Raw genomic sequence first — 8838 nt, 5'->3', positions numbered from 1 at the left:
ACGGTCTGCTGAGGAAAGAAAGCCGGGGCGGATCATAGGCATAGCTGAATCGTTCCAAACCCAGCCGTCAAGTCACCAAATTCGGCTTCCGCAGGACTCGGAGTATAGTGTCTTGAACATCGGGTCCTCCTATCAGTGAACGTTGTTCATGCGATAGGTTTAGCAGATATTTTCAGCGGTCACGTTGCGTAGCAGAACCGCGATCATCGCCTCAATCTGATCCAATGGCACGGCAGAGATCCGGCGTTGCAGCCCCAGCAGCACCATGCCGTGAACCGAAGAAAACAAGGCCCGCGTCATCAGATCGATCCGTTGAGCGGGCCAGGTGGGAAAAAGATCGCGCAGTGGGGCGGCGATCTGTGCGAAGAGGGCGGCGAGTTCGGCGCGGTACCAGTCCGGCACCGGGCCGTCGTCGGTCATCGCCACATCGAACAGCGCCCGCCACCCCGGCTGATTCGCTGCGGCAAAGTGCAGATAGGCGGTTCCCATCGCGACCAGCCGGTCCTGCGGCGTGCCGGTGGTGCCGGTGCGGTCCTGCACGAAGGCACCAAGCCGGCGAAAGGTGCGGGCGTTGACGGCCAACGTCAATCCGTCGAGGTCGTCGAAGACGGTGTAGATGGCACCCACGGCACAGCCCACGTCCTGCGCCAATGCCCGCGCCTTCAGGGCCGCAAGGCCATCCGCGATGATCGTCCGCTCTGCGCTGTCGATCAGCCGATGCCGCAGATCCTCGCGGCGTTGTTCGGTCTTGCTGGCCATTCTGTCAGCTCCTCGTGAACATGGTTCAACCATAGGCGAGAGCCGCGCTGCAAGGAAGACGGGATCAGTCGCTGGTTGGAGCGCCGCCGGCAAAGACGTTGGGGGCGCGGTAACTGATGGAAGCTTCCTGCATTTCCAGGTGCAGGTCGGTGCCGGTGTACGGATGCGCGCGGGCGAGGGTCTCGTCCACCTCGATCCCGAGACCGGATGCGGTGGGGACGGGGATATAGCCGTCCTCGACGCGCAGGCTGTGCTTGATCAGAGCGAAGTGGAACGGGGTTTCGATGGTCTCGGCCATCAGGATGTTGGGGATCGCAGCGGCGAGCTGGATGTTGGCGGCCCATTCGATGGGGCCGGCGTAAAGGTGCGGGGCAATCTGCACGTTGTAGGCTTCGGCCAGCACGGCAATCTTGCGCGCCTCCCATATGCCGCCGCAACGGCCGAGGGCCGGTTGCAGGATGCTGGCGGCCCCGGCGCGCAGGACGGGGGCAAATTCCGCGCGGGTGGTCAGGCGTTCGCCGGTGGCGATGGGGATCTTCACCCCGGCGGCGACCTTGGACATCTCGTGCGTGTTGTCGGGGGGGATCGGTTCCTCGTACCACAGCGGATCGAAGGGCGCGATGGCCTGCCCCATGCGGATCGCCCCGGCAGTCGAGAACTGGCCATGCGTGCCGAACAGCAGGTCGGCGCGGGTGCCCACGGCGTCGCGGATCGTGCGGCAAAAGGCGACCGATGTCGCGATGTCGTGCAGCGACGGCATGTGTCCGCCGCGGATCGTGTAGGGACCGGCGGGGTCGAATTTGACGGCGGTATAGCCCCGATCCACCAGCGCCAAGGCACTTTCCGCGGCCATGTCGGCGTCAGCCCAGAAGGCGGGCATCGGGTGATGCGGCTGCGGATAGAGGTAGGTGTAAGCGCGGATGCGGTCGTTGGTCCGTCCGCCGATCAGCGCATGAACCGGGCGGTCGCGGGCCTTTCCCAGGATGTCCCAGCACGCGATCTCCAGCCCGGACCAGGCACCCATGACGGTCAGGTCGGGACGCTGGGTGAAACCGGCGGAATAGACGCGGCGGAACATCAGGTCGATGTTTTCGGGGTTCTCGTCCGCCATGTGGCGCGCGAAGACGTCGATGATGACGGTGCGCATGGCGTCCGGGCCGACCGTGCTGGCGTAACATTCGCCCCAGCCGGTGATGCCGGTGTCCGTCGTCAGCTTGACGAGAATCCAGTAGCGCCCGCCCCAGCCAGGGGCCGGGGGAGCGGTGACGATGATATCGAGGTCGGCGAGTTTCATGGACCCTCGGGTTTTGAGTTTATTTGGCCAGATGAACGGGGGGCGTCAGTCGAAGACGATCACGTTGCGCTTGGCGGCACCGGTCCTGGTGTCGGCGATGGCTTCGTTGATCCGGTCGAGGGGCCAGGTCCGGCTGACCAGTTCGTCCAGTTTCAGGCGATCCTGCTGGTAGAGGTCCACGAGCCACGGGATGTCGCGGGCGATGACGGTATCGCCCATCTTGGACCCGATCATGCCCTGCCCGGTGGCGGCGATCATGACGGGTTCATAGGACGACATGGCACCGGAATGGGGCATGCCGACCATGATGACCTTGCCGCCCATCGCCAGATATTTCGGTGCCGTGTCATAGGCGGGGACAGCACCCACAGTGACCACGACGACATCGGCCCCCCTGCCCATCGCCTGTTTTGCCACGCGCCAAGGTGCATCGACCGTGGCCAGCACGCCGTCGGTCGCGCCGAAATCGCGGGCGATGGCCAGCTTCTCCTCGGTCATGTCGACGGCAACGATGCGGCGGGCACCGGCGATGCGAGCCCCCTGGATGGCGTTCAGTCCGACGCCGCCCGCGCCGATCACGACCACGTCCTGACCGGCGCGCAGGCCCGCCGCGTTCACCACGGCACCGACGCCTGTGATGACGCCGCAGGCTAGAAGCGAGGCGGCGACGAGGTCCATGTCGGCGGGCAGCTTCACGATCTGGCTTTGGTCCACCACCACCTTTTCGGCAAAGGCACCGCTGTTCATTGCCTGGACGATGGGGTCGCCGTCCAGCGTGGTCAGCGGCCCGTCATGGGCGGGCGGTGTGGCGCACAGGACCGGCATGCCCGATCCGCAGGTGGCGCAGGTGCCGCAGGCGCTGATCAGGGTGACGACGACCGCATCGCCCACCGCCACGCCTCGGATGCCGTCGCCTACGGCGGTGACGTGGCCTGCCGCCTCGTGGCCATAGACGGCAGGCAAAGTGCCGCCCCAGGCCCCGTCGGCAAAGTGGATGTCGGAGTGGCAGATGGCGCAGGCTTTCAGCGTCACCTCGACCTCGCCCAGGCCGGGGGCGCGCAGGTTGACGGTCTCGATCCGCAAGGGATCGCCGTGGGCGTGGCAGACGGCGGCTTTGATCTGGGTCATGGGGGCCTCTGGCAAGGGGTTTCGGGCAGTCCGTGTCAAGGGGTTGGCCCCGGTTCGGGAAATTGCGGCACCGGCAGTGTCGTTCGCGTCCGCGCGAAGATGGCGATGGCCAGCGCGACCAGAACGGCCGCCAACAGAAACGGCGCGCCGGGGGCGTAGACCGGGGCGCTGACGGCCGTGAACAGCCAGAAGGTCTGCGTCATCACCAGCGGCGCGATGATGGTGGCTATGGCGTTCACGCCGGTCAGCACGCCTTGCAGCTCGCCCTGCTGGTTGTCGGCGGCCTTGCGCGACATGATGCCCTGCAAGGCGGGACCGGCGACCGACCCCAATGCGGTCAGCGGGGTGAAGAGCAACGCCAGCCAGCCCGTCGTAAGGAAGCCCAGCACGACGAAGACGCCGACGTCGATGGCTAGGCCTGCGATGACCGTGTTGCGTTCTCCCAGCAGGCGCAGGATCGGCTTCATCAGCAGGCCCTGCACGATGGCGATGCCGATGCCGAACAGGGCCAGCGACAGGCCGATCATGCCGGGCCCCCAGCCGAACCGCGCCTGACCGTAGTAGGCCCAGATCGCGGGATAGACGAAGAACGCCACCGCGTAGATGAAGGTGACGACCAGCAGGCGGCCCAAGCCGGGCAAGGCGGCGCTGTGCCGGAACGCACCGAGCGGATTGGCGCGTGCCCATGCAAACGGACGGCGGATTCGGTCGGTGACGGTTTCGGGCAGGATGAAGTAGCCGAAGGCGCAGTTCAGGCCCGCCAGCAGGGCGGCGGCATAGAACGGCGCGCGTTCGCCCCAGATGGCAAGGCCGCCCCCAATCAGCGGACCGATGACGAAGCCCACCCCAAAGGCCGCGCCGATCAGGCCGAAATTCGCGGCCTTCTCTTCGGGTTTGGAGATGTCGGCCATGTAGGCGGCACCCGTCGATTGGGTGGCTGCGGTGATGCCGCCGATGATGCGCCCCAGGATCAGCAGCCAGATCGTGTGTGCCAGAGCCATCAGCAGGTAATCCAGCGCCATGACGGCCAAGGCCACCAGCAGCACCGGCCGGCGTCCGCGGCTGTCGGACAGGGCGCCGATCAGCGGGCCGAACAGGAACTGCATGACTGCAAAGACCGTCGCCAGAACACCGCCCCACAGCGCCGCATTCGCAAGTCTGCCGCCTTCGACGGACTGGATCAGGTCCGGCATGACCGGCAGGATCAGCCCGATCCCCATCGCGTCGATCACGACGGTGATCAGGATGAAGAGGACGGGCAGCGGCATGGTCAGGCGACAGTGCCGGTGCGGGTCAGGAAGTCGGTCAGGATGCCTGCATATTCCTCGGGCTTTTCGACGCAGGGCAGGTGGCCCGCGCGGCGGATCAGCCGAAAGTCGCTGCCGGGGATCAGGTCCACCGTCTCTCGCACCATATCGGGGGGCGTCGCCTTGTCGTCGCTGCCCGCGATGCCGAGGGTGGGCAGGCGCAACCCGCTGGTGGGGGTGAAGAAGTCGGTTCCCGAGATCGCGGCGCAGACGCCCATATAGCCTTCGGCGGGTGTGTCGATCAGCATCTTTTCCCACGGTTCCATCGCGGGAGTCTGGTAGAAGTCCTCGCCGAACCATCGTTGCATCACGCCGTCGGCCAAGGCTGCCATGCCGTGACTGCGCACGGACGCGATGCGGTCGTTCCAGATCGCCGGTGTGCCGATCTTGGCCCCCGTGTTGGACAGCACCATCGCGCGCACGATGTCACGACGCTTGACCGCCAGACCCTGCGCGATCATGCCGCCGACGGACAGGCCGACTAAGACGCAATCGCGCACGCCATGCGCGTCGCAGACCGCCTCGGCATCGCCGACAAGCTGGCCCATCGTGTAGGGCGCATCCGGCACGCTGGACTTGCCGTGGCCGCGCTTGTCCCAGCGGATGTAGCGGATGTCCTTGGGTAGCAAGTCCATGACCGGGTCCCACAGATGGAGAGTTGTGCCGAGAGAGTTGGCGAAGACGACCGTGGGGGCGTCGGCATCCTGCGCCCCATCGACGCGGGAGTGGATCGTGATGTCGCCACGGGTCACGGTGGTTTCGGTCATGGCTGGTTCCCTCGTGCTGCACGTGTCGTCAGACAGACTTGCATTCGCGCAGGACGTCAAGCGGTCTGCGGGTCCATCGCCAGTGCCCGCGCAAAGAGTACGGGGTCGACATTTCCGCCCGTCGCCACGGCGATGACCGCGTCGCTGTCCAGCGCGTCGCCGTGGAACAGCGCCGCAGCCAGCGCCGCCGCGCCCCCCGGTTCGATCACGATGCGCAGGCGGGCAAAGGCCAGCGCCATCGCGCGCAGGCAGTCATCGTCGCTGACCGCAAAACCGGGACCGCATAGACGCTGCATGATCGGAAAGGTCAGGTTGCCGGGTTGGGGCGTCACGATGGCGTCGCAGATCGACCCTTCCAGCGCGGCGTTCCGCTGGATCGACCCCGCGGCAAGGCTGCGGGTCACGTCGTCGAAGCCTGCGGGTTCGCAGGGATGGACCCGCAGACCCGGTGCATCCGTCGTAAGTGCCAGCGCGATGCCAGAGGTGAGGCCGCCACCGCCGCAGCAGACCAGAACCGCGGCGTCGGTGATGCCCTCTGCCGCCGCCTGCGTGGCGATTTCCAGCCCGCAGGTGCCTTGCCCGGCGATGACCTCCGCGTCGTCGAAGGGTCGGATCAGGGTCAGGCCACGCTCTGCCGACAGGCGGTCGCCAATGTCGTCCCGGTCCTCGGTCGCACGGTCGTACAGGACGACCTCTGCCCCCAGGGCGCGGGTATTGGCGATCTTCACCGCAGGGGCGTTGGCGGGCATGATGATGACGCAGGGGGCATTGTGCGTGCGGGCGGCAAGGGCGACACCCTGCGCGTGGTTGCCGGAGGAGAACGCGATCACGCCGGCTCGGCGCTGGGCGTCGTCCAGTGCGGACACCGCCGACCAGCCGCCCCGGAACTTGAAGCTGCCGGTGTGTTGCAGGCATTCGGCCTTGACCAGCACGCGGCGGCCCGCGATCTCGTCCAGAATGGGCGAGGACAGCAGCGGCGTGCGCCGCACATGGCCGTCAAGGCGGCGGTCGGCGGCGCGGATCATGTCGATGTTCATTGCATTTCTTTCAGCCAGGCGTGAAGGGCGGTCAGCGCTTGCGGTTCGTCCAGGAACGGGACGTGTCCGCGGTCGGGGACTTCGACAAAGAGGCCGTCCGGGCGGCGACGTCGCATCTCTGCCCAGGTGTCAGCCGACAACAGATCGCTGTTCGCACCCCGGATCGCGGCCAGCGGCAGTCCGGCGGCGGCGTCATAGATCGGCCACAGGTCCGGCATCCCGGTCTTGCCATCGCCCAGTGTCGTTGCCAGTGCCGGATCGTAGCGGATCACCAGGCCCTCGTCGGTCTGCGCGTAATGCTGCGCGACTTCGGCCAGCCAGCGGTCCATCGGCACGCCCTTGAACCCGGTCCAGTGCCGGTCGCGAAATGCGGCGGCTTCTGCAAGGGTCCGCTGTGCCGGGTTCCTGCCGACATAGCCGCGAATGACGTCAAGACCGGCGGTATCGATCACCGGACCGATGTCATTCAGCGCCAACCCCAGCAGACGGTCGTGGGCGGTGGCCGCCAGCGTCATGCCGATCAGCCCCCCGCGCGAGGTGCCGAGGACCGCGGCGCGTTCCAGCCCCAGATGATCGAGCAGGGCCAGGGCATCCTGCGCCTCGACCGGGACGGTATAGGTGGCGGGATCAGCCCAGTCCGACTGGCCGCGGCCCCGGTAGTCGAGGCGGATCAACCGGCAATCCAGATGCGGGGCCACATGGTCGAAATCGCTGCCGTTGCGCGTCAATCCGGCCAGTGCCAGCACAGGCAGGCCGGTGCCATCATCGGCGTAATGCAGGCGGGTGCCGTCCAGGGCGGTGAAATCGGGCATCAGGTCAGGTCCGGTATCGTGGTCAGGTCGGTCAGGACATGGTGCGGCGTCGCATAAAGGCGATCGACGGGCGCGCCGGTGCGGTTCACCCAGGCGGTGCGGAATCCGTATCCCGCGGCCCCCGCGGCGTCCCAGCCGTTGGACGAGACGAACAGCACCTGATCGCGGTCGCAGCCAAAGCGTTGGCCCACCATGTCATAGACCCGGTCATGCGGCTTGAAGACGCCCACGGCCTCGACTGACAGCGCGTCGTCCAGCAGCGCCGCCAGACCCGCTGACGCTGTGGCGGCCTGCAACATCTCGGGCGATCCGTTCGACAGGATGGCGGTGTTCAGGCCCTTGGCCTTCAGGGCGGTCAGCATGGCCGGAACCTCTGGAAAGGCATCCAGTTCGCGGTAGAGCGCCAGCAGGCGGTCCCGCAGGGCGGCGTCTTCCAGCTTTGCCGCTTCCATCGCCCAATCAAGTCCATCCTGCGTCACCTGCCAGAAGTCGCAGTGCCGCCCGGCCACGGCGCGTAACCAGCTGTATTCAAGCTGCTTTTGCCGCCAGTCCCGCGCCAGTTGCGGCCAGGCATCGGCAAGGCGGTCCTGTCCGGGCTCTTGTGCGGCGCGGCGGGCTGCCGAATTGACGTCGAACAGCGTGCCATAGGCGTCGAAGATGCAGGTCGTGATGATCATGGTCCCTCCGGTCCGTATCGGCGGAGAGTTGCACGCAGGACGTCGGGAGGCAAAGCGGTTTGCATCCCGTCGCTCGATTCGTTAGCCTCTACCGGATTTTGAACCGAAAGGACGCAACATGACGACTGCAAAACAGGGCGACACCGTCCGCATTCACTATACCGGCACCCTGACCGACGGGACCGTCTTCGACAGTTCCGAAGGCCGCGATCCGCTGGAATTCCAGATCGGCACCGGTGCGATCATACCGGGCCTCGACGCCGCGATCCCCGGCATGACCGTGGGCGACGCCAAGACCGTCAACGTGCCTGCCGAACAGGCCTATGGCCCCGTCAATGACCAGGCGCGTCAGGCGATCCCGCGCACCGACATTCCGGCGGACATCCCGCTCGAGGTCGGCACGCAATTGCAGATGCAGACCCCGCAGGGGCAGGTCGTGCCCGTGACCGTCGCCGACGTGACTGACAGCGAGGTCACGCTGGACGCCAACCATCCGCTTGCGGGCAAGGATCTGACCTTTGCGATCGAGATGGTCGAGATCAAGGCAGCCTAAGCCGGCTGCCCTTCGACGGCCGCGGGATTCATCCAGAAGGGTTCGAACACGTGGCCGTCGGGGTCGCAGATGCTGCGACCGTACATGAAGCCTTCCATGTCCTGCACCTTGCCGGTGTCGCTGCCGCCGTTGGTTAGTGCGGCGTTCACCATCGCCACGACCTCCTCGCGGCTGTCGCAGGACAGCGCGATCAGCGACCCGGTCGTAGTTCGCGGATCGGCGACGGGGTTCGGTGCAAAACCCTCGAACTTTGCGCGGGTCAGGATCATCAGATATATCGTGTCGGAGATGACCACGCAGGCTCCCTCGTCGTCCGAGAATTGCGGGTTGATAGAAAACCCCATGCCTTCATAGAACGCACGGCTGCGAGCGAGGTCGCTGACGGGCAGGTTGACGAAAATCATGCGCATGGCGAATCCCTGTTGAAACCACGCTACGAGCCTACCGCACCCACCTTCTTTTGGTCAAAAATATCCGGCCTTATGTATCAAACGCACCAGTAAT

General features: G+C 66.2%; 10 protein-coding genes. 1 reads left to right on the top strand and 9 read right to left on the bottom strand.

All coding sequences use genetic code 11. From position 1 onward, the window contains the following. Window positions 1–159: 159 nt before the first annotated feature. The 8 genes from ACOI1H_RS21835 to ACOI1H_RS21800 all read right to left on the bottom strand — a co-directional run bounded on the left by ACOI1H_RS21835 (window position 160) and on the right by ACOI1H_RS21800 (window position 7781). On the bottom strand, window positions 160–759 hold the full coding sequence (locus tag ACOI1H_RS21835) for a TetR/AcrR family transcriptional regulator (RefSeq protein WP_422440142.1): 600 nt from the start codon (window positions 757–759) through the stop codon (window positions 160–162). A gap of 64 nt (window positions 760–823) precedes the next feature. Beyond that, window positions 824–2053, bottom strand: a complete 1230-nt coding sequence (locus ACOI1H_RS21830) for a mandelate racemase/muconate lactonizing enzyme family protein (protein ID WP_422440140.1) — start codon at window positions 2051–2053, stop codon at window positions 824–826. Between the two features lie 45 nt (window positions 2054–2098). After that, window positions 2099–3181, bottom strand: coding sequence for an alcohol dehydrogenase catalytic domain-containing protein (locus ACOI1H_RS21825; RefSeq protein ID WP_422440139.1), 1083 nt, complete (start codon window positions 3179–3181; stop codon window positions 2099–2101). Between the two features lie 35 nt (window positions 3182–3216). Beyond that, complete coding sequence (locus tag ACOI1H_RS21820) at window positions 3217–4449, bottom strand: TCR/Tet family MFS transporter (protein WP_422440137.1); 1233 nt, start codon at window positions 4447–4449, stop codon at window positions 3217–3219. Between the two features lie 2 nt (window positions 4450–4451). Continuing rightward, window positions 4452–5255: a 3-oxoadipate enol-lactonase gene (pcaD, locus tag ACOI1H_RS21815; RefSeq protein WP_422440135.1), complete on the bottom strand. Its 804-nt coding sequence runs from the start codon at window positions 5253–5255 to the stop codon at window positions 4452–4454. Window positions 5256–5311: 56 nt separating this feature from the next. Further along, on the bottom strand, window positions 5312–6292 hold the full coding sequence (locus ACOI1H_RS21810; RefSeq protein WP_422440133.1) for a threonine ammonia-lyase: 981 nt from the start codon (window positions 6290–6292) through the stop codon (window positions 5312–5314). After that, window positions 6289–7104 (bottom strand): alpha/beta fold hydrolase, encoded by an 816-nt coding sequence (locus tag ACOI1H_RS21805; protein ID WP_422440132.1) that lies wholly within the window; start codon window positions 7102–7104, stop codon window positions 6289–6291. The genes ACOI1H_RS21810 and ACOI1H_RS21805 overlap by 4 nt, the downstream gene beginning before the upstream one ends. Then, window positions 7104–7781, bottom strand: a complete 678-nt coding sequence (locus tag ACOI1H_RS21800) for a haloacid dehalogenase type II (RefSeq protein WP_422440130.1) — start codon at window positions 7779–7781, stop codon at window positions 7104–7106. Before ACOI1H_RS21800 ends, ACOI1H_RS21805 begins: the two co-directional genes overlap by 1 nt. 118 nt (window positions 7782–7899) lie before the next feature. Here ACOI1H_RS21800 and ACOI1H_RS21795 point away from each other — a divergent pair, with 118 nt between their 5' ends. Beyond that, window positions 7900–8334, top strand: coding sequence for an FKBP-type peptidyl-prolyl cis-trans isomerase (locus ACOI1H_RS21795; RefSeq protein ID WP_422440128.1), 435 nt, complete (start codon window positions 7900–7902; stop codon window positions 8332–8334). Here ACOI1H_RS21795 and ACOI1H_RS21790 read toward each other — a convergent pair. Further along, on the bottom strand, window positions 8331–8744 hold the full coding sequence (locus ACOI1H_RS21790; RefSeq protein WP_422440127.1) for a VOC family protein: 414 nt from the start codon (window positions 8742–8744) through the stop codon (window positions 8331–8333). The genes ACOI1H_RS21795 and ACOI1H_RS21790 overlap by 4 nt on opposite strands. Between the last annotated feature and the right edge of the window lie 94 nt (window positions 8745–8838).

Source organism: Loktanella sp. DJP18 (assembly GCF_049310965.1).
GTDB lineage: Bacteria > Pseudomonadota > Alphaproteobacteria > Rhodobacterales > Rhodobacteraceae > Loktanella.
Note: the sequence above shows the minus strand (reverse complement) of the source record. Positions and strands in the feature narration are given on the sequence as shown.

Bases quoted from the DNA above. Each gene is read 5' to 3' on its own strand.
- ACOI1H_RS21835 (WP_422440142.1), bottom strand. From the start codon at position 759: ATGGCCAGCAAGACCGAACAACGCCGCGAGGATCTGCGGCATCGGCTG.
- ACOI1H_RS21800 (WP_422440130.1), bottom strand. From the start codon at position 7,781: ATGATCATCACGACCTGCATCTTCGACGCCTATGGCACGCTGTTCGAC.
- ACOI1H_RS21820 (WP_422440137.1), bottom strand. From the start codon at position 4,449: ATGCCGCTGCCCGTCCTCTTCATCCTGATCACCGTCGTGATCGACGCG.
- ACOI1H_RS21830 (WP_422440140.1), bottom strand. From the start codon at position 2,053: ATGAAACTCGCCGACCTCGATATCATCGTCACCGCTCCCCCGGCCCCT.
- pcaD (WP_422440135.1), bottom strand. From the start codon at position 5,255: ATGACCGAAACCACCGTGACCCGTGGCGACATCACGATCCACTCCCGC.
- ACOI1H_RS21810 (WP_422440133.1), bottom strand. From the start codon at position 6,292: ATGAACATCGACATGATCCGCGCCGCCGACCGCCGCCTTGACGGCCAT.
- ACOI1H_RS21825 (WP_422440139.1), bottom strand. From the start codon at position 3,181: ATGACCCAGATCAAAGCCGCCGTCTGCCACGCCCACGGCGATCCCTTG.
- ACOI1H_RS21790 (WP_422440127.1), bottom strand. From the start codon at position 8,744: ATGCGCATGATTTTCGTCAACCTGCCCGTCAGCGACCTCGCTCGCAGC.
- ACOI1H_RS21805 (WP_422440132.1), bottom strand. From the start codon at position 7,104: ATGCCCGATTTCACCGCCCTGGACGGCACCCGCCTGCATTACGCCGAT.
- ACOI1H_RS21795 (WP_422440128.1), top strand. From the start codon at position 7,900: ATGACGACTGCAAAACAGGGCGACACCGTCCGCATTCACTATACCGGC.